The organism is Tatumella sp. UBA2305 (genome assembly GCF_002345795.1).
GTDB lineage: Bacteria > Pseudomonadota > Gammaproteobacteria > Enterobacterales > Enterobacteriaceae > Tatumella > Tatumella morbirosei.
The window spans coordinates 58,493-82,397 of sequence record NZ_DDVT01000015.1; the positions used below are offsets into that span (position 1 = coordinate 58,493).

At 50.2% G+C, this 23,905-nt stretch carries 23 protein-coding genes, 1 tRNA gene and 1 pseudogene; 16 read left to right on the forward strand and 9 right to left on the reverse strand.

Annotated features, from left to right (window positions below):
• Positions 1-10: 10 nt before the first annotated feature.
• Positions 11-394, forward strand: coding sequence for a putative quinol monooxygenase (locus B3Z23_RS06620; RefSeq protein ID WP_294904556.1), 384 nt, complete (start codon positions 11-13; stop codon positions 392-394).
• A gap of 127 nt (positions 395-521) precedes the next feature.
• Positions 522-914 (forward strand): VOC family protein, encoded by a 393-nt coding sequence (locus B3Z23_RS06625; RefSeq protein ID WP_294904558.1) that lies wholly within the window; start codon positions 522-524, stop codon positions 912-914.
• 119 nt (positions 915-1,033) lie between these two features.
• Here the strand turns inward: B3Z23_RS06625 and B3Z23_RS06630 are convergent, their stop codons facing one another.
• Both B3Z23_RS06630 and B3Z23_RS06635 read right to left on the reverse strand, forming a co-directional pair.
• The gene (locus B3Z23_RS06630) at positions 1,034-1,168 is read right to left on the reverse strand and encodes a hypothetical protein (RefSeq protein WP_294904560.1); all 135 of its coding nucleotides are present in this window, start codon (positions 1,166-1,168) and stop codon (positions 1,034-1,036) included.
• 69 nt (positions 1,169-1,237) lie between these two features.
• Positions 1,238-3,106: a sulfatase-like hydrolase/transferase gene (locus B3Z23_RS06635; RefSeq protein WP_294904562.1), complete on the reverse strand. Its 1,869-nt coding sequence runs from the start codon at positions 3,104-3,106 to the stop codon at positions 1,238-1,240.
• A 367-nt stretch (positions 3,107-3,473) separates the two neighbouring features.
• Between B3Z23_RS06635 and B3Z23_RS06640 the strand changes: the two genes are divergently transcribed.
• Complete coding sequence (locus tag B3Z23_RS06640; protein ID WP_294904564.1) at positions 3,474-3,605, forward strand: hypothetical protein; 132 nt, start codon at positions 3,474-3,476, stop codon at positions 3,603-3,605.
• A gap of 783 nt (positions 3,606-4,388) precedes the next feature.
• On the opposite strand, the gene B3Z23_RS06645 is transcribed toward B3Z23_RS06640, so the two are convergent.
• From B3Z23_RS06645 to B3Z23_RS06660, 4 genes and pseudogenes are all read right to left on the reverse strand, one after another.
• A complete protein-coding gene (locus B3Z23_RS06645; protein WP_294904566.1) occupies positions 4,389-4,778 on the reverse strand; it encodes a DUF943 family protein in 390 nt (129 codons plus the stop codon).
• Positions 4,778-5,623, reverse strand: a complete 846-nt coding sequence (locus tag B3Z23_RS06650; protein WP_294904568.1) for a DUF3289 family protein — start codon at positions 5,621-5,623, stop codon at positions 4,778-4,780. Before B3Z23_RS06650 ends, B3Z23_RS06645 begins: the two co-directional genes overlap by 1 nt.
• A 336-nt stretch (positions 5,624-5,959) precedes the next feature.
• A pseudogene (locus B3Z23_RS06655) lies at positions 5,960-6,647 on the reverse strand (tyrosine-type recombinase/integrase); the annotation flags it as partial.
• A 179-nt stretch (positions 6,648-6,826) separates the two neighbouring features.
• Positions 6,827-6,902, reverse strand: a tRNA-Asn gene (locus tag B3Z23_RS06660).
• A gap of 333 nt (positions 6,903-7,235) precedes the next feature.
• On the opposite strand from B3Z23_RS06660, the gene B3Z23_RS06665 reads away from it, so the two are divergent.
• The 12 genes from B3Z23_RS06665 to B3Z23_RS06720 all read left to right on the forward strand — a co-directional run bounded on the left by B3Z23_RS06665 (position 7,236) and on the right by B3Z23_RS06720 (position 19,624).
• Entirely contained in the window at positions 7,236-7,676 is a 441-nt protein-coding gene (locus tag B3Z23_RS06665; RefSeq protein WP_294904570.1) for a DUF2231 domain-containing protein, read from the forward strand.
• Positions 7,673-8,980 carry a PQQ-dependent sugar dehydrogenase gene (locus B3Z23_RS06670; protein ID WP_294904571.1) on the forward strand — a complete coding sequence of 436 codons (1,308 nt, stop codon included), beginning with the start codon at positions 7,673-7,675 and terminating at the stop codon, positions 8,978-8,980. Before B3Z23_RS06665 ends, B3Z23_RS06670 begins: the two co-directional genes overlap by 4 nt.
• 503 nt (positions 8,981-9,483) lie before the next feature.
• Positions 9,484-10,383, forward strand: a complete 900-nt coding sequence (locus tag B3Z23_RS06675) for an N-acetylmuramoyl-L-alanine amidase (RefSeq protein WP_294904573.1) — start codon at positions 9,484-9,486, stop codon at positions 10,381-10,383.
• 171 nt (positions 10,384-10,554) lie between these two features.
• Positions 10,555-11,640, forward strand: coding sequence for an LLM class flavin-dependent oxidoreductase (locus B3Z23_RS06680; protein WP_294904575.1), 1,086 nt, complete (start codon positions 10,555-10,557; stop codon positions 11,638-11,640).
• Positions 11,640-12,626: an ABC transporter substrate-binding protein gene (locus B3Z23_RS06685; RefSeq protein WP_294904578.1), complete on the forward strand. Its 987-nt coding sequence runs from the start codon at positions 11,640-11,642 to the stop codon at positions 12,624-12,626. Before B3Z23_RS06680 ends, B3Z23_RS06685 begins: the two co-directional genes overlap by 1 nt.
• Positions 12,623-13,603, forward strand: a complete 981-nt coding sequence (locus B3Z23_RS06690; protein ID WP_294904581.1) for an ABC transporter substrate-binding protein — start codon at positions 12,623-12,625, stop codon at positions 13,601-13,603. The genes B3Z23_RS06685 and B3Z23_RS06690 overlap by 4 nt, the downstream gene beginning before the upstream one ends.
• Positions 13,603-14,445 (forward strand): aliphatic sulfonate ABC transporter permease SsuC, encoded by an 843-nt coding sequence (ssuC, locus tag B3Z23_RS06695; RefSeq protein WP_294904584.1) that lies wholly within the window; start codon positions 13,603-13,605, stop codon positions 14,443-14,445. The genes B3Z23_RS06690 and ssuC overlap by 1 nt, the downstream gene beginning before the upstream one ends.
• A complete protein-coding gene (ssuB, locus tag B3Z23_RS06700) occupies positions 14,445-15,209 on the forward strand; it encodes an aliphatic sulfonates ABC transporter ATP-binding protein (RefSeq protein ID WP_294904587.1) in 765 nt (254 codons plus the stop codon). The genes ssuC and ssuB overlap by 1 nt, the downstream gene beginning before the upstream one ends.
• Positions 15,206-15,811, forward strand: a complete 606-nt coding sequence (locus tag B3Z23_RS06705) for a cysteine dioxygenase (protein ID WP_294904591.1) — start codon at positions 15,206-15,208, stop codon at positions 15,809-15,811. Before ssuB ends, B3Z23_RS06705 begins: the two co-directional genes overlap by 4 nt.
• The gene (locus B3Z23_RS06710; protein WP_294904594.1) at positions 15,801-17,399 is read left to right on the forward strand and encodes a rhodanese homology domain-containing protein; all 1,599 of its coding nucleotides are present in this window, start codon (positions 15,801-15,803) and stop codon (positions 17,397-17,399) included. Before B3Z23_RS06705 ends, B3Z23_RS06710 begins: the two co-directional genes overlap by 11 nt.
• A gap of 289 nt (positions 17,400-17,688) precedes the next feature.
• On the forward strand, positions 17,689-18,186 hold the full coding sequence (locus tag B3Z23_RS06715; protein WP_294904597.1) for an Lrp/AsnC family transcriptional regulator: 498 nt from the start codon (positions 17,689-17,691) through the stop codon (positions 18,184-18,186).
• Between the two features lie 421 nt (positions 18,187-18,607).
• On the forward strand, positions 18,608-19,624 hold the full coding sequence (locus B3Z23_RS06720; protein ID WP_294904599.1) for a 1-aminocyclopropane-1-carboxylate deaminase: 1,017 nt from the start codon (positions 18,608-18,610) through the stop codon (positions 19,622-19,624).
• A 113-nt stretch (positions 19,625-19,737) separates the two neighbouring features.
• Here the strand turns inward: B3Z23_RS06720 and B3Z23_RS06725 are convergent, their stop codons facing one another.
• The 3 genes from B3Z23_RS06725 to B3Z23_RS06735 all read right to left on the reverse strand — a co-directional run bounded on the left by B3Z23_RS06725 (position 19,738) and on the right by B3Z23_RS06735 (position 22,663).
• A complete protein-coding gene (locus B3Z23_RS06725; protein WP_038021156.1) occupies positions 19,738-20,589 on the reverse strand; it encodes an aldo/keto reductase in 852 nt (283 codons plus the stop codon).
• A 147-nt stretch (positions 20,590-20,736) separates the two neighbouring features.
• Complete coding sequence (locus B3Z23_RS06730) at positions 20,737-21,387, reverse strand: carboxymuconolactone decarboxylase family protein (RefSeq protein WP_294904605.1); 651 nt, start codon at positions 21,385-21,387, stop codon at positions 20,737-20,739.
• Between the two features lie 70 nt (positions 21,388-21,457).
• Positions 21,458-22,663 carry a multidrug effflux MFS transporter gene (locus tag B3Z23_RS06735; protein WP_294904608.1) on the reverse strand — a complete coding sequence of 402 codons (1,206 nt, stop codon included), beginning with the start codon at positions 22,661-22,663 and terminating at the stop codon, positions 21,458-21,460.
• Positions 22,664-22,873: 210 nt separating this feature from the next.
• Here B3Z23_RS06735 and B3Z23_RS06740 point away from each other — a divergent pair, with 210 nt between their 5' ends.
• Positions 22,874-23,827 carry an aliphatic sulfonate ABC transporter substrate-binding protein gene (locus tag B3Z23_RS06740; RefSeq protein WP_294904611.1) on the forward strand — a complete coding sequence of 318 codons (954 nt, stop codon included), beginning with the start codon at positions 22,874-22,876 and terminating at the stop codon, positions 23,825-23,827.
• Positions 23,828-23,905 lie beyond the last annotated feature (78 nt).

Consider the following 23,905-nt stretch of genomic DNA (forward strand, 5'->3'; position numbering starts at 1 on the left):
GGAGAAAATAATGAGCCTTAACCCTAAAATTAGTACCTCGGGTGATCACGATAAAACCCTGCCGACCGAAATCATCGTCAGTGCCTACTACCGTGTGCACCCTGAAGACCGGCAAACCTTTATTGATGCGGTCAAGCCGGAAATGCAGGCGGCTCAGCAATTACCGGGCTGTGTATTTTATGCCTTTTCTCAGGACCTGGTGAATCCGGATGCATTTCATCTGTCCGAAGGTTGGGCGAATATTGAAGCCTATGAACGCCATGAGCATTCGGAAACCTTTCTAAAAGCACTGGCTACCGTGGTGAAAAACGTACGTATTCTGCATCGCGAAGGGATCCGTTATGATGTGGCCAAACAGCATATTGATGATCCGCGCGGCAAAGTCGCGTCCTGACAGGTTTTGCAGAAGCTTTCAGAAGAATCATTGCCGTTTTTCAGGATAAGATAGCAGATATCAGGTCAGTCATTTATCTGACTGACCAAACCCTGAATAAAACACTTAACCCGTGGGGATCTTAACCATGTCAGTCACTTCAGGCGCACACCATATTGGTTTAACTGTCAGTAACCTTGAAGAGAGCGCTGAGTTCTTCACTAAATTGTTAGGATGGAAAGAAGTCAAACGACGTGATGATTATCCTGCCATCTTTGTAAAAGATGATTCACTGATGATTACGCTCTGGAAAACACAACCTGTTGATCCGGTTAGTTTTGATCGTAAAAACAATGTCGGGCTTCATCACTTAGCACTCAGGGTTGATAGCCGGGACGCTCTTTATCAGTTGCTGAATGTGTTGAAGGATAATCAGATTGAAATCGAATTTGAGCCAACCTTGTTGGGCGAAGGACCGTCAATGCATATGATGTGCTATGAACCCAGTGGGATAAGAATTGAGTTCTATTGCGCAGGGTAGATGAATTTCCAGGTATTCCCATGATTAATGTGGTCAGTGATTTTCTGGTGACCGTTGCAGTTAATCAGTTGATATGCCAGCCCGGAAATTACCGGCCTGTTTAGCAATCAGGCTAATGGCTATCCCGACAGAGTTCCCCGGTCCGTTTTATTAAAATCCAGTGGGACGACAATATCCTCGTCCGGAAATCTGCCTTCTGTTTCAGGCTGTGGGCTACCTTTACCCGCAATCCAGTGGCTGTACTGTTCAGACATCTGCAGATCCACCAGCCACCAGGGGGGGAGAAAAGTGTTATCCCCGGGGCTGGTGTGCAATAACGCCGGTTAATCCCTGAATAACCAGGCCGTCTGGTTCGGCTCAAGTTCCCATTTCAGACCATTGAGCGGAGGAATATAGTGCCCGTTATCTTTACTGCCGATTTCACTGGTATACATCCGGTTGAGTTTCTCATTGAGTTCATTAATGATGGTGGTAAATTTCTGATCATTGGCCAGATTATTTATTTCCTGAGGATCGTTAGTTAAGTCGTAGAGTTCAATATCATTATATCTGCGAAGCATTTCCATTGTGCCGGGAGTGTGATGTTGTTGCAAAGAAAAATAGCGGGTGAACTTATATTTTCCGTCATAGATCATTCTGATACCGCCCCGTTTTTTCAGGTCAGGAGAAAATATACTGAAGCGTCGTTTTTTCTCTTCACTGCTCAGCCTTTCATCACGGATAACTCTGAACATATTGCCAACATAAGTCGCGTCTGAATACAACAGCATATCGTAACAATAGAGTATACCTTCCCGCAGATGATTAACCGGATATCGCTCCGGGGCGTACAGCAGAGAACTGAAATCAACCCCTTTTCTTGAGGCCAGGATCGGGCTTTTCTTAGGGGTGTCTTGTCCGGTTAAACCTGCGATGGTCGGGATGACATCCAGGTGGGAGGTCAGGGCCTGGCACTCTTTGCCCCCCTGGAAGTCAGGGTGTACGATAATCATCGGCACATGGACCTGTTGCTGGTAAGTACAGGTACCCTTACCATTCATCTGATGTGCTCCTGCCAGTTCTCCGTGGTCAGAGGTATAAACAATAATTGTTTTTTCTGTCAGGCCCAGCGCATCAATTTCATCAAGGATCCTCACCAGCTGGGTATCATTATCGCGTATGCAGTTAAAATAATAGTCCTGAAGTTTTCTCCAGCGTCGATCCACATCAGCGATGGTACCGACCATGATACCATTGCATAACTGGAACTCAAGATGTGCCGCCGGGCGTCCTGGCTGATGAAACGACTGATGACGGGATTCCGCCAGCGGAGCATCCGGCCAACGTTGTTTATAGAGTGAATTTTCCGGTGGTTGCGACGGAAAAGAACCGCTGTTACCCGTAATTAAACGGCCCTGCCACTGGTTCTTTTCGCCGGGTTCATCGGTATTAAGGTACATGACATCATGAGGATTGACTAAATTGACCGCCAGCATCCAGGGCTGATTTATCTCCTGCTTTTCTCTGCCATTTCCGCGCAGCCAGCTTATGGCCTGACTGGCGGTCAGTTCATCGAAAAGATAGCCACCGTGGCTACGCCCGATGATATCACCGATGCCGGTATAGTCATTAAAACCATACTCCTGCATCAGGGCATTGAGTTCGTCGCGCCGGATAGAAGTCATGTCTGTGTAAGCCGCGTTTTTTTTAGCGGGTGGATTTTGTATCTGGTTATTAAGATGCCATTTGCCTTTGTAGGCCGGGTAGTAGCCTAGTTGCTGCATGACATGACCCAGGGTACCCAGTTTGGGGTCCAGACTGTCAGGCATCCAGGGAAAACCAAGATTATCAAACATTCCCGTTTGGGGCATATGCAGGCCGGTATATAATACTGATCGTGATGGTGTGCAGACACTACTGCAAATATAATGGTTGGTGAAACGTGTCCCGGTTTTCGCTAACCTTTCACGGCCGGGTACGGGGAACGGATATTCATCAAAATAGCGCTCCTGATCTGAGACAATAAACAGAATATTGTAACCTTCCGGAAGTTTAGCTGGCGGAGTCACAGGAACTGCACGTGGCTGATCGGTCTGTGAATTTTTAGCCTGGCTATCCGCTAATGCCATTTTACCACTGAACAGGGAAGCCGCAGTGACAGCGGATGTTATCCGGATAAAATCCCGGCGTGAGGTGTTAGTGTTTTTTTTCATACTTACAGTCCTTGTGATTATTTTTAAATTAACCTGGTTTATTTGTTTAGTATTTCTTAATCTTTATTATAATTCTGATTTCCATTGTATTAATCAATCAGTCTAGGATTCTTTCTTTTTATTGCGGTTTTTTCTGGTCGGGTATGAGTTTATGGGTGATTTATTAAAGGTGTCATTATTTAGTAAATTATTCTTAAATTAATTATTTGTTTTTGTAGGTCGTATAGCATAATGAGGTGTCGCTGATTTTATTAAAGTCACACAGTTACTTTAAGAGTCTCTGTCTGTGAACTTTTTATCTGAAACACCTCCTTTCCTGGTGATAACTGACTGACAGGCTGAATAATTCTACACCCATAAGGTTCAGATGACTGACCTGATAAGTATTCAGATCGTGACCCTGTCATTGGGAATCATCTATGGGGCGGAAGCCATGCACAATGGGCATGGACAGATGATAGCCGTAGCCGCGAGCGGAAGCAGTGAGGTACAGAGTTAAGCTATTGTCGGGAGGAACACAGGAAATGAGTAAAGATGATGGACATGCTTCAGCGTCTCTGACCATAGTGCGCGCAAATTACAAATGAATAAGGTGGGGACCGGTGATCATGTCAATTGCCGAAAACAACCAGATAAGGGAATCCTTATCACTCATCTGGTTCAGACAACAGCGCCTGTCCGCAACAACACAGCCAGTTTTATCGACCCGAATCTATATTTGAACCTAAATTGAAAGTGCCGACCGGACACAGCAAAAAGCCCGCTTAAGTTTCCTTTAGCGGGCTTCTCTAATATGGCTCCTCTGACTGGGATCGCCTTTGCGAGTAACTGGCTAATATTCAAGCTAAACCTGAATTCACTTTCTGTCAGGACCACCAAAATGACCACCAATAGTAGCGGGTTACGTAAGGCTGGGTATGAAAGAGCTTGTGGAAAAGAACTTTATTGCGGAAACAATGATTCAGAACTACTATTTTATTAATCCGGACTTTATGTTCAGTGGTGATTGTCTGTCGTTAGTTAAATCCTATATTTTAACGGAATCGGAGCATTCCAGGATAAAAAATAGGATAAGGCAATGAAAAAAAATACCAAAATACATGAATGGAATTTGAGTTCCTCACCAGATTAAGAAAATCCATTTTATATTTTATAACAGGGTTACCAGGTGTGAAGCATGAGAATTACCTTACATATTTATAAGGATTCGACATCCATATCAAAACCTGTAACTCTGAACCTTTCAAGGGCATGTGTCAGATTAAGTCGCAACTAATACAAATTAAAATTGATATTTAACCCCGCCATCTCGCGTGCGCCAAATCATCATAAGAATCTTTTTATCAATACAATTTTTTGGTGGTTTTATATCTGAGAAGCAAAGTCTGTCTTTTTTACCTTCTATTTGATAGCCATCACCGAAGGCATAGATAACAATAAGAAATGGTATTTTATCACCCGTTGGAATATTGTATTTTTTTAAAATTTCATTTTTGTTTTTTTGCCACCAATTAATCTTGTTTGAGTCGGTAAACGGTAATTTATTAACAATAATCTGTGCTGTACTACCATCGTAATGTGCGCCGATAACAGAAACGTTAGGCTTTACTGTAAACAGATAGCCAATAATACATAAAACCACAGCCAGTAAAAAAATGACTAGTTTACGCATTATCGTTTTCCTTCTATGTCAATCACAGCTTTCATATTTGTCAGAAATGGACGAAAACCAAATTTGTTAAATCGTTGAAGAACGAACCATATTTTGAAAAACTGAAACTGATTGAATTTTTGTTTACGTATATCACCGATGTCCAGACCAAAATGATCCTGGCCGGTAAACCTGACACTTGCTTTCCAGCCATGTTCATTAACATCAAGACGGAGAATTTCTATTTTCGTTGCATAAACGTCGTGAATAGTAACTCCCATTCCATTAATTTTATCAAGTATTAAAGAGTCAAATTTTGGAAGTACAGAGAGTTTAATGGCAGAAGTTAAATTATCCAGTCGTTCACGAGGAAATCCTTTACTGGTATAATCAATGAATAATCCAATCGTTTCTTGCATGATAGACGTTGTTTTCTTAGCAGCATAGTCAGAATGTAACTTCTCACGATATGCTGTATCCAACTGTGGATTATTAAAAGCTGAGCCTCGTGAAAGCTGAAAATTCCTTAGCATCTGATTGATTAGATATCTGTGCGGACCAATGAAAGAAAAAGGTATCGATGTAACCTGCATTTCCTCGAACAAAAGCTGCGCACATTGCTGGACACTCAGCTTATCGCCACAATGAAAACTACCATAAACTCCTGCGAATCTTGATTGTGGATTATCAAATGCTGTCAGTCGGGTCAGTGTGTAGGGATCAACCACATTTGATATCTTGTTAAGTCCGAACTCTCTTCTCAGCCTGTCTTCCGGAATGTCGCCATAACGCATATCGTCCGTAGAAAAATCATTGAAACGGCGCTGGGTCGTGAAGATTGTTAAAGGAAATAATGCATTGCTCACTCGGGGTACTCCGTTACCTGGTTTATCGCAATTGAATTTACAAACTGCCTTTCTAACAAACTATATCGTAAAACCATGTCGTTGATAGCGATATCGTACCGTTATGGTTAGAACATATAGCTGATGTCATTTACCATATCCGTAATGACAGCATGACTCAACGTGATAGTGAGAGGTTTCGGACTCAATGTGTTCAAATTCAGTGCTCTTAAAGAAAAAAATTGGTCAATTCATCTCACATTTCATTAATTTATTGATCTATAAAAACGATCAATAATGAGGCATTGATGGTTTATATCGATTAATAACGACTAATCAAATGATCAGGGTAAGTTACACTGCCAGCCGGGTAAGTAATCGTCCACGATAACCGTCAATGTGTTCTAAAAACTCGTGATATCGTTCAAAGGGCAGGGCGGGACGATGAGCGCATTTACCTGAGGTAATCGCACCTGACATTTCCTGAGCAGGATTGTAATCAAGATTACCCTGTTGAACGGCGTGACGCATAATGGCAGTGGTACGCTGTTGAAGACGAATAGCCACTTCATTAAAACCCTTATCCTCAACCACTTTTGTCGGCACCAGCAGGTCGCGGGTTTTCAGTTCTGCGATTTGACAATTGCCTGTTACCGGAAAAAGATAGGTTTCAAGCGTACGCAGAATTTTCCCCTTGTATTCTTCTGACCATTTTTTATTGCCCGCATGCCATTGTCTGGCGATCGATTCAAACGAAAAAGTGCCGCTATTTTCCCGTTTGTCGTCCTGCTTATTCACAACAGGGTCGTTTCCTTTCGCCAGCAGCTTTTTTGCTTCGTCACGGCGTTGCCTTGCAACAGATAAAGAGATGGCAGGATAAACGCCAGGTGCCAGAGTTTTTTACTTACCGCCAAAACGGTACTGCATGCGCCAGTATTTTGAGTCGTTGGGGGTGCATGAGCAGATACATACCGAAGCCGTCCGTGAGCTTAACGGCTTTCCCGGAAGGGTTTGTATTTCTTATTTTAATATCAGTAAGCGCCACAGGTCAGCCCTCCGTCTGATGGTACAAAACAGATCGAACCGGATGTCCCAGCAAATATACTATTAAATGAGGGTGGATGGTGCCGAACTTTACGGGACGTTATTGAATATAGGGGAGTGGATAACTGCCTGGCTGAAAGACGGAAAGCAGACGTTATGGAACGTCTGCTGACCTGAATATGGCTCCTCTGACTGGACTCGAACCAGTGACATACGGATTAACAGTCCGCCGTTCTACCGACTGAACTACAGAGGAATTGTCGTGAAGACGGGGCGAATATTAATGGCCTGATGGCAGGTTGTCAATACGGATAAACACATTAGGATTCAACTGCCTAACTTTAAAACATTCTGACGGTTATCTGTGCGCTTAGTGGCTTTTTGTTCACCGGTAGTGAAATCTTTCAGGAGTCAGGGCTACGAATAATCTTATTTATGTTAACAAATAGTGAACTAAGGAAACATTTTGCCACATTTCACTATGCTTAACGGGGCAGGGAGGCTGTAGAGCACGGAAAACAGGAATCTTCCGGCTTACCGGCAGTGAATCCGGTAAGACAACATTCTGTCAGAGATAAGGAATCTTAATATGAATGTACCTGAAAGGCGGCGGGGGGCGGTGCTGGCTACGGGGGTATTTGAATTGCTGAACCCTGTTCCTTATGGATTTTTTGTGGGTGCGCTGATTTTCGATATCACCTATGCGTACAGCAGTCAGATACTGTGGCAGAAATCCGCCAGCTGGCTGATTACCCTGGGGTTATTGTTTGCCATTATTCCGAGGCTGATTAACCTGGTACAGGTCTGGACCGGGCCTGACTACCCTGGCCGGCGTTTGCAAAGGCTGAGTTTCTGGCTGAATGTGCTGGCCATTATTGCTGCCATTTTTAATGCTTTCGTCCACAGCCGCGATGCTTACGGAGTAGTGCCGGAAAATGTGGTGTTATCGGTGATTACTGTCATCTTCCTGGCATTGGGTGCCCTGGTGGTGAGCGGTCGGTCACGGAATTTTGCAGGAGGCAGATCATGAATAAAACGCTGAAACTGGCCCCGTTGGCGGTCATCATCGCTTTAGGGCTAACTGGCTGTGATCAGCAGGCAAAACTTACTCCGCAACAACAATCCGGAAGTGACCCGCATCTGCCGGTGGCGAAAAACTTCCTGGTACCGCCAATGCAGGTGCCGGATGCCGCAGGTTGGCAACAAGGTGCAACCCCGAAAGTAGCGGAAGGCTTAAAAATTGAGAAGATTGCTTCAGACTTAAAGCATCCGCGACAAATATACGTGTTACCGAACAACGATGTACTGGTGGTGGAAAGTAACAGCCCGGGCACAGAGGCGGTGACAACACCGAAACAGATGATTGCCTCACTGGTGAAAAATAAGTCCGGTAAGGGTGCCAAAGGTGGCAACCAGATTACCTTGTTACGGCATACAGCGAATGGCTGGGAAAAGCATCTGTTTCTGCAACATTTGAATTCCCCGTTCGGGGTGCAACTGATTGGTGACACATTGTATGTCGCCAATACCGACAGTATCAGACGCTACCCTTATCAGACCGGACAGACCGAAATTACGGATCCGGGCAATGAACTGGCTGATTTACCCAATACCATTAATCACCACTGGACCAAATCACTGCTGGCCAGTCCGGATGGTACCCGGTTATATGTCGGGGTCGGTTCAAACAGTAATGTGACGGAAAATGGCCCGGAAGTAGAATATCGCCGTGCCGATATCCTTGAGGTATTTACAGATACCGGTGCCAGCCGGATATATGCCAGTGGTATCCGTAATCCGACCGGATTGCAATGGGAACCCGCTAGCGGAAAACTGTGGACTATCGCCAATGAACGGGATGAAATCGGTGCGGATCTGGTGCCGGATTATCTGACCTCGGTAACACAAGGCGGCTTCTATGGCTGGCCTTACAGTTACTATGGTCAGCATGTTGATCCGCGGGCCATGCCACAGCGACCTGATTTGGTAGAAAAAGCGTTAAAACCTGATTATGCGATAGGGTCACATGTGGCGCCGCTGGGTTTATGGTTCTATACCGGCCAGTCATTACCGCAGAAATATCACGGCGGGGTTTTTATCAGTGAACACGGCAGTTGGGACCGTTCACCATTGAGTGGTTACCAGGTTTCTTATGTGGCCTTTAACAATGGTCAGCCAACCGGCAAGCCGGAACCGGTCGTTACCGGCTTCTATTCTGAGGATCAGAAACAGTTGTATGGTGCACCTGTCGGGTTGATGCAGGACCAGCAGGGTGCACTGATTATTGCCGATGATGTCGGAAATGCGGTCTGGCGGGTGACAGCCAGTCAGTAAAAGCTGACTGTTTTACTGACCACAGGTGATAAACTTCGGGTCACGACGGCATGCTGACAGGTGCTGAGGTGACCCGTACTCAACTATGTATCTGCCGGACTGGTTTGCCAGTGATTCCCAACGACACAGGCCTGTGCGGGTTAATCAAAATTCGGACTGTGTTCAACGCCATACTCTCCATTTTGCATAATTCCTTCAGATAGTTAACAGCATTGTCGATTTTCTGACAGGCGGTGCTGGCTGATGGTTTTTTCCTGTGTCTTACCGTGAGGTTCTTTCTGTTAGCGCGGTTTCTGTTGTTAAGGGAACAGGCTGTCAGGGCCGTGATACGTTGGGTATGTTTTTGCTGTTGCCTGAGACAATTCTCCTGCCAGAGATAACTCCCGGTAAAGCTGGCTGACGTATTTTGCAAAACAAACAGCAAAAAAGTTACCTGAATCATCGATATACTTATCAACTGATCCTTGTTTACCCGATCCCGTGTCAGGAACCTGATAAACACGATGAAAAAAAAATTAACTTTAGCACGGCGTCATTTCCTGTTGTCCGGGCTGGCTTTATGCCTGCCTGCGCTGGCAAAAGAAGAGTTTGCGACTCTGACCTTTACCCCGTTATCTCCCGCCCGCAGTAGTACAGCAAACCAGCCTTCGACAGGGTACAGAACCCCCTCACGAACGCCCGGAGCAGTAGAGGTGACAACGTCACCTGGTGCCATGCAGCCACGGGCCCGCAAACTGGTGATGATAGACCCTGGCCATGGCGGTAAAGACCCCGGAGCTATTGGCGAGAAGGGAGAAGAAGAAAAGCATGTGGTGCTGGAAATTGCCCATAATTTACAGACCCTGTTCGCGAACCACCGGCATATTGAAGTGCGGTTAACCCGCGAGGATGACCACTTTATCCCGTTGTATCAACGGGTTAATATCGCGCACCAGCACAATGCGGATATGTTTCTGTCAATTCATGCTGACGGATTTACCAGCCCACAGGCACATGGCGCATCGGTATATGCATTGTCCACGCGCGGGGCCAGCAGTACCATGGCCCGTTATCTGTCGCAGCGGGAGAATGCCGCCGATGATTACGCCGATATTAACGTGCAGACCAAAGATGCTCAGTTACAGCGGGTATTTTTCGATCTGGTGCAAAATCAGAATATTAAAAGTAGCCTGGACTTGTGCCGGCATATGATTGGACATATTCGTACCGTGCATACTATGCACAGTTATCACCCCGAGCAGGCAGCATTTGTGGTGCTGAAATCCCCCTCCATTCCTTCGGTCCTGATCGAAACCTCCTTTATTACCAATCCACAGGAGGAGCATTTGCTGGGAACCCGTCAGTTCAGAATGAAGATGGCAAAGGCCATTGCCGGCGGAATTGAAAGCTATTTTACCGTATAACCCGGGCATAACCGGGAGGGGAACCCTGCGAACCACTCAGTAAAGTTGGGCTGATTATGCGTTATTTTTATATTAGCTTAGCTAAAAAATTAATTTCACTCATGATAACCCAGTGAATATGATGCCCCTTAACGGCTGGTGACTCGCCGGCATCATGACAGAGGGGATATCATGAGCATTAATTTTTTAGGGATGATCGGGCATCGCCTGGCATCCGAGATCATTCCGGCACAAGGGCCGGTGTTTGATAAACACTATATCAGTGAATTTGCCCGGGTACACGAACAGGCCGGGTTTGACCGAATTCTGGTGGGCTACTGGTCTGATCAACCGGATGGATTTCTGGTGACCGCGCTGGCTGGCAGCCAGACATCCAGAATTAAATTTCTGTTGGCCCACCGTCCGGGGTTCGTCTCGCCAACACTGGCGGCCCGTAAACTGGCGACCCTGGATCAACTGCTGGACGGTCGTCTGGCGGTTCACATTATCAGCGGCGGCAGTGATGCCGAACAACGGCGTGACGGCGATTATCTGAATAAAGCGCAACGTTATGCCCGTACCGATGAATTTCTCGATGTTCTGCAACAGAGCCTGACCCGCTCCCGCCCATATGACCATCATGGCGAGTACTATCAGGCCGAAGCCGCTTTCTCTGCCATTAAGCCTGCTCAGACACATTTGCCTGTCTATTTTGGCGGCTCTTCTGCGGAAGCGATAGAAGTTGCCGGCAAGCATGCGGATGTATTTGCCCTGTGGGGAGAACCACTGGCCGGAGCGGCACAGACGGTGGCCGCCGTGCGTGCCAGTGCCGCCCGCCATCAGCGTAACATCGACTTCAGTATCTCTTTCCGACCGGTGATTGGTGCGACCGAGGCGGAAGCCCGTGAAAAAGCCGCTCATATTTATCAGCTGGCAAAAAAGCAACTGGCAGATTCCGGCCACCATTTTGGATTACCTAAGCCTCAGAGCACAGGGGCGCAACGTCTGCGTGATGCAGCGGCACAGGGTGAATGGCTGGATAAATATTTATGGACCGGTGTGGCAGGACTGGTGGCGGGGGGATACAACTCGACGGCGCTGGTCGGTACCGCTGATCAGGTCTCTGACGCATTACTGGAATATTACCGGCTGGGGATCAAAAACGTACTGATTCGTGGCTTCGACCCGCTTAACGATGCCCGCGAGTTTGGCGAGGCACTGTTACCTCTGACCCGTGAAAAAGTGGCTGCAGAAGATACGCTGGCGAGGATTGCCTGATGATTAAACGGACACCGCTGGCACTGTTGTTGCTGGCGCTGGGTTCCCCGCTGCTTCATGCCGCAGATGAAGTCACGCTGCGGGTGGGGGATGTGAAAGGGGACCGTCTGGTGGCATTGAAAGCCTCAGGAGAACTGCAACATCTTCCTTATCATCTGCAATTGAGTTCCTTTGATTCCGGTGCGCCGGTGCAGGAAGCATTAAATGCGGGTGCTCTGGATGTCGGGTTTACCGGCGATTTACCGTTCCTGTATGTCTATGCTGCCGGCGCACCCGTCAAAGCGGTCGGCGCCTGGCAAAATAATCCGGACAGTATCGCCTTACTGTCACGGCCCGCAGCAGGAATCCACTCACTCGCTGATTTAAAGGGCAAGCGCATTGCGGTTAACCGCGGTGGCTGGGGGCAGTATCTGGTGCTTGGCCTACTAAAACGGGCAGGGCTACAACCATCCGATGTGTCATTACGCTTTCTTAGCCCGACCGATGGTCGTGCGGCGCTGGCTTCCGGATCGGTGGATGCCTGGGCCCCGTGGGAACCCTATCTCTCTTCCGCGGTAATCATCGATCATGCGCAACGGGTACCGGAAGGCGGAGGCCAGGGGATCATGAGTGGCTACTCCTTTGTTCTGGCGCGTCAGGATGCAATTAACAGTCCTAAGCGTGCCGCTATCGTCGATTTACTGACCCGTCTGGCACGGGCGCAACGCTGGGCGCAACAGCATCCGCAGCAATTCGCTGTGGCCCTCTCTGATGAGTTACACATGCCACAGAATGTGACCCGTGCATGGATTGCCAGCGCGCGAATTTCACCGGTGGTTTTCAACCAGACCATTCAGGCGGCATTGCAACATTCTGCCGACGTTTTCTACCAGGAAAAAGTGTTACCCAAAGCGGTAGATGTCAGTCATGCCTTTGATTTCAGTCTGGCTACAGGTGCTGACAAGATTGCATCAACGCCGGCAAATACCCCTCAGGAGCAACCATGAAAAGGATCGCTGCATTAATGCTATTACTGGGTACGTCTGTCGCCAGCGTACAGGCAGAAGAAGTGACGTTACAGATAGCTGACCAGAAAGGCGGAATGCGTTCTGTACTGGAAGCGGCAGGTAATTTACAGCATCTGCCTTATCACATCCGCTGGACAGAGTTTCCGGCGGCTGCGCCGTTAGGAGAGGCCCTGAATGCCGGAGCCGTAGATGCCGGTATTATCGGAGATGCTCCGCTGTTATTCGCTGAAGCCGGTGGCGCACAGGTGAAAGCCATTGCGGTGGCAAAATCTGATGCTTACGGCACGGCCTTACTGGTAAATGCCAACAGCCCGCTCCATTCAGCGGCTGATCTGAAAGGTAAAAGTATTGCCACTAACCGCGGGTCGATCGGCCATTTTGTGGCACTGAAGGCGCTGGCCAGTGCCGGGCTGAAAGCCAGTGATGTGAATTTCCGCTTTCTTGGTCCGGCAGATGCCAAACTGGCGCTGGTCCGTGGTTCGGTCGATGTCTGGGCGACCTGGGAACCTTATACAGCTTTTGCGGAAACTCAGGATCACATGCGGGTGCTGGTGAATGGCCGTGGATTATGGGCCGGAAACAGCTATGTCGCTGCTACCGATTCGGCGCTGGCCGATCCGGCGAAACGCAAAGCCTTACAGGATTTTCTGTTACGTCTGGCCAGCGCGCAGCAATGGGCCAATGAACATCCGGACAGCTACAGTCAGACGCTGTCAAAAATCATCGGTTTCCCGGTTGATGCCGTCAAACTGTCGTTTACCCGGCGTCATATGGTCTGGCAGTCCATCGACCCACAGACCGTGGTCCAGCAGCAACAGACCGCCGATTTTTATCACCAGAGCGGACTGCTACCTAAGACGATTCAGGTAGCGCCTACCTTTGACCACAGCTTTAAACTCCCGGCGCCAGACGTGAGTTCTGCCGCAGCCACTACTCCCGCACAGGAAGGTAAATAATGGCAATTTTCTCTCTGGATACCCCGGAGCCTGAGACTCAGCGTGCCGGAAAATCCCGGGCCGTCAGAAAGCGGCTGGTGAATGCACTGGTTCCCTGGGCGATACCGGTCGTCGTGATTGTGCTGTGGCAACTGGCGGCACAGATTGGCTGGCTGTCGGTCAGAATACTCCCAGCCCCGGTCACTATCGGGAAGACGTTCTGGCGCATGACTCTGAGTGGCGAACTCGGCAGTAATCTGGCCATCAGTACCGCCAGGGCATTAACCGGCTTCGCGATTGGTGGCTCGATTGGGTTGTTACTGGGATTCATTACCGGGCTGTCACGCATCGGAGAACGGTTACTGGACACCTCGGTACAGATGTTGCGCAATATCCCGCACCTGGCACTGATTCCGCTGGTGATTTTATGGTTCGGGATTGATGAAACCGCCAAAATCTTCCTCGTGGCGCTGGGTACCTTGTTCCCGATTTACCTCAACACTTATCACGGAATTCGTAACATCGACCAGGGCTTACTGGAAATGGCCCGAAGCTATGGATTACGCGGTTTCAGCCTGTTTCGTCAGGTGATATTACCGGGGGCTTTGCCGTCCATTATGGTCGGTGTCCGTTACGCACTGGGGGTGATGTGGCTGACGCTGATCGTAGCCGAAACCATCTCTGCTGACTCCGGCATTGGTTATCTGGCAATGAATGCCCGTGAGTTCCTGCAAACCGATGTGGTGGTGGTCGCCATTATTCTGTATGCGCTGCTCGGAAAACTGGCTGATGTCTGCACCGTACTGTTGGAACGGGTCTGGCTTCGCTGGCATCCGGCTTACCAGGCTAAGGAGAAAAACTAATGACTATTCAACAATCACCGGCCGGGACGCCACTGAATATACAGCATATCAGCAAAAGATACGGCGACCGGACCGTACTGAACAATATCGATCTGCAGGTAGACGGAGGGCAGTTTATTGCCGTGGTTGGCCGCAGTGGCTGTGGTAAAAGTACCTTTTTACGTCTGCTGGCTGGGCTGGAACAGGCAGATGGCGGCAAACTGCTGAGCGGCAGCCACTCTTTGCAGGAGTCAGAGCAGGAAACGCGGTTAATGTTTCAGGAAGCCCGGCTGCTACCGTGGAAAAGTGTACTGGACAATGTCGGTCTGGGGTTGAAAGGGCAATGGCAGTCTGATGCTGCACAGGCGCTGGAAGCCGTTGGGTTGGCTCACCGCGCAAAAGAGTGGCCATCGGCATTATCGGGCGGGCAAAAACAACGTGTGGCACTGGCCCGGGCACTGATTCACCGTCCTGAACTTTTGCTGTTGGATGAACCACTGGGAGCACTGGATGCGCTGACCCGTATCGAAATGCAGACCCTGATCGAATCATTGTGGCAGGAGCACGGATTTACCGTGGTTCTGGTCACCCATGATGTCAGTGAGGCGGTAGCGCTGGCCGACAGAGTGATACTGATTGATGAAGGCAAAGTAACCCTTGACCTGACAATCGATGTTCCTCGTCCCCGCCGTCGTGGTAATGCCCGGCTGGCAGAACTCGAAGCGGAAGTGCTGAACCGTATTCTGACTCCGGCATCCACTGACAGCCTGAGGAAAATCGCATGAGCCAACAGAAGAATTACCCGCGGCTGACCGGATTTATCCGTGAGCTTTCTGAGGTGCTGGAACGTTTTCCGGCGGATGATGAAGCGGCTGTTTTGCAACACAGTGCACCATTGCTGGCCCGGCTGGTCAGCGCAGATGACTGGCTGGATGATGAATTCGCCGTACCACATCCGGAGCACTATCAGCAGTATTTGCTGCATGTTGACTCCGCGGAACGCTTTTCGGTGGTCAGTTTTGTCTGGGGCCCCGGTCAGCAGACTCCGGTACATGACCACCGGGTCTGGGGACTGATTGGCATGCTGCGGGGGTCAGAAAAATCTCAGTCGTTTATCCGTGACAGTCACGGCCTGACACCGTCAGGCGAAGCCGTGGTACTGAATCCTGGCGATGTTGAGACACTCTCGCCGGCAGAAGGCGATATTCACCAGGTATCTAATACGTTTCAGGACCAGGTTTCGGTCAGCATTCATGTTTACGGCGGTAATATCGGTCAGATTTCACGGGCAACCTTCCGTCCTGATGGTAGTGAAAAACTGTTTATTTCCGGTTACGCCAATCAGCGTTTACCTAATATCTGGGGATTATCTACTCATGAGTCATGAACATCATTTTGCGCTGCGCAGTGCAGCGGATATCCGCCAGACACTGCTGGCACAACAGGAACTGGCGCTGGTGGACGTGCGCGAAGAAGCGGTCTATGCGACCGGTCATCCGCTATTTGCCGTGAACCTGCCGCTGTCTAAACTGGAAATTGAACTGTTTTCGCGGATCCCGCGTCGCAGCACGCCGGTAGTCATTTACGATGACGGCGAAGGGCTGGCGTTAACGGCAGCGCAGCTATTCCATAAACTGGGTTATAGCGATGTTTCCCTGTTAGAGGGCGGACTGGAAAGCTGGCGTAGTGCGGGTGAACAGCTGTTTATCGATGTTAACTCCCCTTCAAAAGCCTTTGGTGAGCTGGTGGAACATCAGCGGCACACCCCGTCACTGTCGGCACAACAGGTGGCAGAGTTACAGGCGAGTGGCGCCGATGTGCAGATTTTCGATGTTCGCCGCTATGACGAATACCAGACCATGAATATTCCTGGTAGCCTCAGTCTGCCAGGCGGAGAACTGTTACTGCGTATCCGCGACCTACTGCCGTCGGAAAAGACTCAGGTGATTATCAACTGTGCCGGGCGTACCCGCAGTATTATCGGCACTCAGACTCTGGTCAATGCCGGAATCACCAACCCGGTGGCTGCATTACGTAACGGGACGATTGGCTGGACTCTGGCGGGACAAAGCCTGGAACATGATCAGTCACGTCAGTATGGCGAGCTGTCTGCCGAAAACCGGGTCCTGTCTTCGCAGCAGGCAGCGCGGGTCGCAGAGCAGGCCGGAGTGAGCCATATTTCACTGACACAGTTGCGGGAGTGGCAGCAACAAACGGACCGTACGACTTATCTGTTTGATATCCGCAGTGCTGAAGAGTACGTGGCGGGCCACTTACCAGGCGCGCGTCATGTGCCGGGCGGTCAGTTGGTCCAGGAGACCGACCACTATGCCAGCGTTCGTGGGGCACGGATTGTGCTGGTAGATGATCTGTACACCCGGGCCGATATTACCGCCTCCTGGCTGGCTCAGATGAACTGGCAGGTTGCGGTAGTGAACGGACTGGACAGCAGTGAGTTCAGTGAGCGGGGCGAGTGGCAGGTGCCGGTGGCGGAGGCCGGACAGTATCCGCAGATTGATGCCAGGACAGCAGAGCAGTGGCTGGCCGTGGGTGGAACGACGATCTTAGACTTCACTACCAGTGCTAATTATGTCAAAGGTCATATCCCCGGGGCTGGTTGGGCACTGAGAGCCGATCTTCCACAGCTTGCCGAACAGGGAGCACTCCCGGAGGCAGAACGTTACATTGTCACATGCGGCAGCAGCCTGCTGGCGCGCTACGCGGTGGGTAATCTTCAGCAACTGACAGGCAAACCTGTGGTCCTGCTGGAAGGGGGCAATGCCGCATGGCGTGCCGCAGGTCTGCCGGAAGAACGGGGTGAAAGCTGGTTACTTTCAGAGCGTAAAGACCGCTATCGTCGGCCTTACGAGGGTACCGATGTTGCACCAGAGGCGATGCAGGCTTATCTGGACTGGGAATATGGTCTGGTCGGCCAACTGGAAAAAGATGCCACCCACGGTTTCATTGTGATCTGATGGGGTAGTGAGCCCGCCGGTCAGTGACCGGCGGGTACTTTTGTCTGTTTGCTCCGCTTCATTCCCGCCACTCATTTTTAAATCCTTTGAGAGTTGCCGTCTGGTTGCTTTACCCTGGTTCACTTGCTGCATAGTTAGTTACGGGGGATATTGGTTTTCATGACTGAGAGCCGTCCCACGGCGGGTTGATTTTTGTCTGTGCCGGTGACAGGATAACCGAATCGGTGCAGGGGTGAGTTTAACTATAAGAATTCACGATGGTTTTTATCAGCAGGACGGTGGCGGAACAATGGCTGAACATAAGAGTCGCGAGGTGGCAGACAGCGATAAAAGTCTGGATCGCTTTGATATTGCTATTCTCAGAATACTGCAACAGGACAGCTCGGTGTCTAACGTCGCACTGGCGGAGATGATAAACCTGAGTCCACCTGCCTGCCTGCGCCGGGTCGAGCGGCTGAAAAATCAGGGCTATATTAGCGGTACGGTAGCCTTGCTTAATCCACAGGCACTGAAAGCAGGACTGGTGGTAATGATCGGCGTGGTGCTTGACCGGTCTACACCACAATCATTTAAAGATTTCGAAGGGGCAGTGAGTAAGATTCGTGGCTGCATGGAATGTCATATGGTCAGTGGCGAATTTGATTACATCATGCTGATTCGAACTGCGGATAACCAGAGTTTTAATAAGCTGCATGCCGAGCAGCTGCTGTTCCTGCCCGGAGTCCGGCAAATTCGCTCTTTTATCGGCTTGCGTGAAGTGTTTTCCACCACGCAAATCCCGCTCTGAATTCTCTTAAGCTATCGCCGCCCACCGTTGGCGGCCTTGATTCGCAATCTGTTCTCCTGCCCCGGTCATAACTATTTCCTATCACCCGTCACCGCTCAGATCTCCCGAAAATCGGTGGGCTGACCCTCGTTGTGGCCTGCCCGCCGTGGCGGGGATTTAAGTCACTGATAGTTATCTGTTAATTATCCTGACCTGTACAGAATCTACGGGGATTTTATGTCGGGGTAATTAATAAAATTTCCCATGTTAATCATTAAGAGAAATTATAACCATAAATAGCCTATCATCAGGAAACTTAACAACAATAAAGGTGGGTAAAACGAAATTTACAAAAATGGTGGCTGAGATAAGGTGAAAGGGTACCGCATTCAGCGCGATAAACCACCGTTGTTTATGGCCCCGACATCTCAGGAGATAAAAGATGAATCTTGAAAAATTCCCGCGTTACCCGCTGACTTTTGGACCATCACCGATTACCCCCATGAAAAGGCTGAGCGCAGAATTAGGCGGTAAAGTGGAAATTTATGCCAAGCGCGAAGATTGTAACAGTGGTCTGGCGTTTGGCGGTAATAAAACCCGTAAACTGGAATACCTGATCCCTGAAGCTCTGGCTCAGGGCTGCGATACCCTGGTGTCTATTGGCGGTGTACAGTCTAACCAGACCCGTCAGGTCGCTGCCGTCGCTGCACATCTGGGCATGAAATGTGTGTTAGTGCAGGAAAACTGGGTGAATTACTCCGATTCGGTGTATGACCGGGTGGGAAACATTGAGTTATCGCGGATTATGGGGGCTGATGTCCGGCTGGATGCTGCCGGTTTTGATATCGGGATCCGGGAAAGCTGGAAGCAGGCGATGGAAGAGACCGCAGAAAAGGGCGGTAAACCTTTTCCAATCCCCGCCGGTTGCTCAGAACACCCTTATGGGGGGTTAGGTTTTGTCGGTTTTGCCGAAGAAGTCCGTCAGCAGGAGAAAGAGTTAGGTTTTAAATTTGATTATATTGTGGTCTGTGCCGTGACGGGCAGTACCCATGCCGGGATGGTGGTAGGCTTTGCCGCCGACGGACGTTCCCGTCGGGTGATTGGTATTGATGCTTCAGCCAAACCTGAAAAGACCAAAGCTCAGGTACTGCGAATTGCGCAAAATACCGCAGAACTGGTGGAGCTGGGACGTGAAATTACCGAAGAAGATATCGTGCTGGATACCCGCTACGGTGGACCGGAATACGGGCTGCCTAATGAGGGAACGCTGGAAGCGATCCGGTTGTGTGCCCGAACCGAAGGGGTACTGACTGACCCGGTCTACGAAGGAAAATCAATGCATGGCATGATTGATATGATTCGTAACGGGGAATTCCCGGAGGGTTCAAAAGTTCTTTATGCCCACCTGGGGGGAGCACCCGCCCTGAGTGCCTACAGCTACATTTTCCGTAACGGTTAATCTCCGTCCCTGATTGCCGCCGGTTCGGTGTGAGAGGAACCGGCGGTCGTTCACAGCAGTCAGAGACCAATGGGGATCAGTCAGGCAGCTTCGCCGTGAACATGAGCTTGGGGTTAGACATCCAGTTTCCGCTGAGTAATCCACTCCACGCGCGCCGGGTCACGGTGTGAAAAGAACGCACTGGTCGCGGTATCAATCGCGGTAATTCGCAACATTTCCTCTGCGGTCAGAGCAAAGTCCAGCACATCCAGGTTTTCAGCCATTCGGGGTTTACGTACGGTTTTTGCCAGAGACACAATATTACGCTGCAACAACCAGCGCAGGATCACCTGGCCTACCGATTTTCCATAGCCGGCACCGATAGTGGCCAGTTGTGGATGGTTAAACAGGTCGTTACGGCCTTCGGCAAATGGTGCCCAGGCTTCCGGTTGAATCCCCCGACTCTGCATCCAAGGGACGGTTTGCAATTGTTGGTGGAACGGATTCACCTCGACCTGATTCACCGCCGGAACGATAGAGTTAAAGGCGATAAGATCTGCCAGTCGGTCAGGGTGGAAATTACTGACGCCGATAGCGCGGATTTTTCCGGCCTGGTGCAACTCTTCCATCGCCCGCCAGGCACCATGCACATCACCATAGGGTTGATGGATAAGATACAGGTCAACATAGTCCAGTTGCAGACGGTTCAGGGATCGTTCGAACTGTGCTTTTGCTCCATTGTAGCTGGTATCCTGTAACCATAATTTGGTGGTGATAAACAGCTCATCGCGGGCAATTCCGCTCTGCCTGAGCGCATTTCCGACCTGAGTCTCATTCTGGTAAGAGGCCGCGGTATCAATCAACCGGTAGCCACTGTCCAGGGCATCAAGAACCGCCCGCTCGCATTCGGCGGCATCGGTCATCTGGAATACACCAAACCCGAGCAGAGGCATGTCGATGCCGTTATTGAGTGTTACTGAGTTCATGATGTTCTCCTTTCACTTTGGAAGGGGAAATTATTTCCCCAGTGGATAAATGGCGATAGCCCGTCTAAACCGCCCCAGGTTAAGAGCAGGATTCATCGCTGGCAGTAGAGCTGACTGCCCGGATCTGTCGACGCTGGCAGTATTATGCTATGCCGCACTGGCCTGATGTAATGCGGCTTCGGCCCGTAAGGCGGCGCTGTTATCAACGGGCCGCAGTACCTCAACCAATTGATATAATTGCCCCGTGCTGAGACCGACGCGCAGGCAGGCCCGGGTATGGGCCAGTAATTGCGATTCTGCACCTTCTGTCGCCGCCAGTGCTCCGACAGTCGCCAGTTCACGGCTTTGCCAGTCGAGATTATCGCGGGCAAAAATGTCACCGAACAAATGGCTCTGCAGGAACTGATTAATTACCGGAACAAAGTCGAACAACGCACCTGCCACCGGGCCACCGGCGATAATGCTCTGGTTTTCGTAACCCAGTCGTTGTAAAGCCTCGCCGACCGGCACGGGCGCTGAAGGCTCTGCGCCTTCGTCATCCTGAACTCCGCGTTGTTTACGTGATTCAGTGACTTTCATCAGCAGGCCCAGTGCATTCAGGCTGCGTGGGAAACCGCAATAGGCATACAACTGGACCAGAATTTCTTTGGCTTCACTGAGTGTCAGCCCGGCGTTCAACGCCAACTCCAGTTGGTTTTCCAGCAATTCCATCCGGCTGGTCGCCACATAACAGCCTATCAGCGGGATGACCTGTTGTGTCGCAGACAGTGTCTCAGAAGCAGTGGATTGTTGTGACATGGGTAACTCCTGTTGGCATTAATTTAGGTGAACCTTCAGTCGCGCTGAAAAACCATGATGACTCCGGGTCTCATGCGGTAGTACGGGCAGTAAATGCCATCACAGCACTGGCACAGGCAAACAATGCGATTATCCAGCCCATGGTCCAGGGGGTGCCGTCACTGAACAGTGCTAACAGCAAAGACGAAATGATGCCGCTACCATATTGCAGAGCGCCCATCAGCGCGGCGGCCGACCCCGCAATTTCGGGGACCTGGTCCAGGGCGCAGGCCGTCGAGGTCGCAGCGATAATTCCGTTCATCGAAAAAAAGATGAAGACCGGCACAATAATCAGTGTGATCCCACCAATATTCAGTGCTGTCGCAACGCCCAGAGCCAGCGCCGCCAGCAGGGCGACAGCCACGGCAATTTTGAGCAGCTTTTCCAGGGGGTAGTGATGCACCAGCCGACGGTTGAGCATGCTGACAGCCATCAGACCGACAATATTCACCGCAAACAACCAGCCATAGAATTGCGGTGCTACGCCGAAATATCGGATATAAACCCAGGGTGAGCCTGTGATAAAGGCGTAGGCGGCCACATAGTAAAACGTCAGGCACAGCGTGAAACGCAGATAGGAAGAATCCCGTAGCAGGCGCAGATAGTGACGAAAAGCCCCGGCCAGCGAAACATTGACCCTGCGTTCTGCAGGCAGGGTTTCGGGCAGAAAATTCAGTGCCAGCAACAATACGCCTCCGATAGCTACCAGTAACCAGAAAATAGAGTGCCAGCTGGTAAACCTGATCATTTGCCCACCAATCAGCGGACCTGCGATTGGCGCGATGGCCATAATAATCATCAGCGTAGAGAGCATTTGTGCCGCACGGCTGCGGCTAAACAGATCCCGAATCATGGCCCGGGCCAGCATCGGTCCGGTGCAGGCTCCGAGTGCCTGAAAAACTCGCCAGAAGACAATCTGTGTCATATCTGAGGACAGGGCACACCCGGCGGAACCCACAATAAACAGCACAATCCCGATAAATAGCGGTAACCGGCGACCATAACGGTCACTGAACGGTCCCCAGATGAGCTGAGCAATACAGAACCCGGCTAAAAAGCCGCTAATTGTCAGTTCGGAATTACCCCGTAAATCACTGTTCATCTGTGGCATTGCCGGCAGGTAGATATCGGTGGACAGCGAAGTGACTGCCATCAGGGCGCTCAGGATAATCACAAACACCACTCCAGTGGGTTTGGCAGATGATACAGAGGAAGGTTGTGCAGATGAGTTAAGCATAGGGCTCCGGCGAAAATAAGCAGGGCTCAAAGAATAACGCTTTTCGGAGTGCAGATAATCAGGGGGAAACGGATAGATGCTATGAGTCCCGCTCATAAATAGTATTTTGCTGCGGCTGCTGCAAAATCCGGGAAAGCTTATCTGAAAGCAATGTTTTGCCGGTAACCACGGTGCTTATATCATAATTTCTTTGTTTTCAGGGGAATCAATATGAAATTTCTGTTGTCGATGGTAGCCGGGGGATTGTTACTGAGTCTGGGGGTGAGTGCCACCGCCCGGGCTGAACAAACATTGCGGATTGGCTACCAAAAATCTTCAACTTTGCTGACTTTACTGAAACAGCAGGGGACGCTGGATAAAGCGCTGTCGGGGCAGGGGATATCTGTCAGCTGGCATGAGTTTACCAGCGGTTTACCCCTGCTGGAGGCACTGAATACCGGTAATGTCGATATTACCGCCGATGTGGCAGATACCGTGCCGGTGTTCGCTCAGGCCGCCGGGGCAGATTTCACCTATTATGCCCGTGAGACCCCGTCTCCGGAGGCACAGGCTATCCTGGTGCCCGACGGTTCGACGGTAAAGAGTTTGGCAGAACTTAAGGGGAAAAAAATCGCAGTGACTAAAGCAGCCGGTAGCCATTATCTGCTGATTGTTGCACTTAAACAGGCAGGACTGACGTTAAAAGATGTTGATCCGGCCTGGCTGACGCCTGCTGATGGTAGGGCAGCGCTGGAAAATGGCAGTGTCGCGGCCTGGGTGACATGGGAGCCGTATGTGACCAGTGCCCGTCAGGAGCAGCATGCCCGGGTGCTGGTCAGCGGTAAAGGGCTGGCCAGCTACCAGCGCTATTATCTGGTTGCCAGCCCGTATGTAAAGGCTCATCCGGAAGTCGTCAGTACGGTTTATCACGCCCTGCAACAGGAATCCCACTGGCTGAAATCTAATCCGCAGGCCGCAGCGAAAATCTTATCTCCGTTATGGGGAAACCTGCCACTGGCTACTATAGAAAAAGCTAATGCTTACCGTAGTTACCAGGTAGAACCGGTGAAAAACAGTGATCTGGCAGAGCAACAAAAGATTGCCGACGTGTTTTATCAGGCTAAATTACTGCCAACACCGGTCAATGCCAGTCAGGTTGCCACCTGGCAGCCAGCCACACCATAATTCATCATGATGGCAGGGCTGTAACTACAGCGCTGCCGGATTCGATTGGCTGATGACAGTTGCAGATCCTGTTAAGGT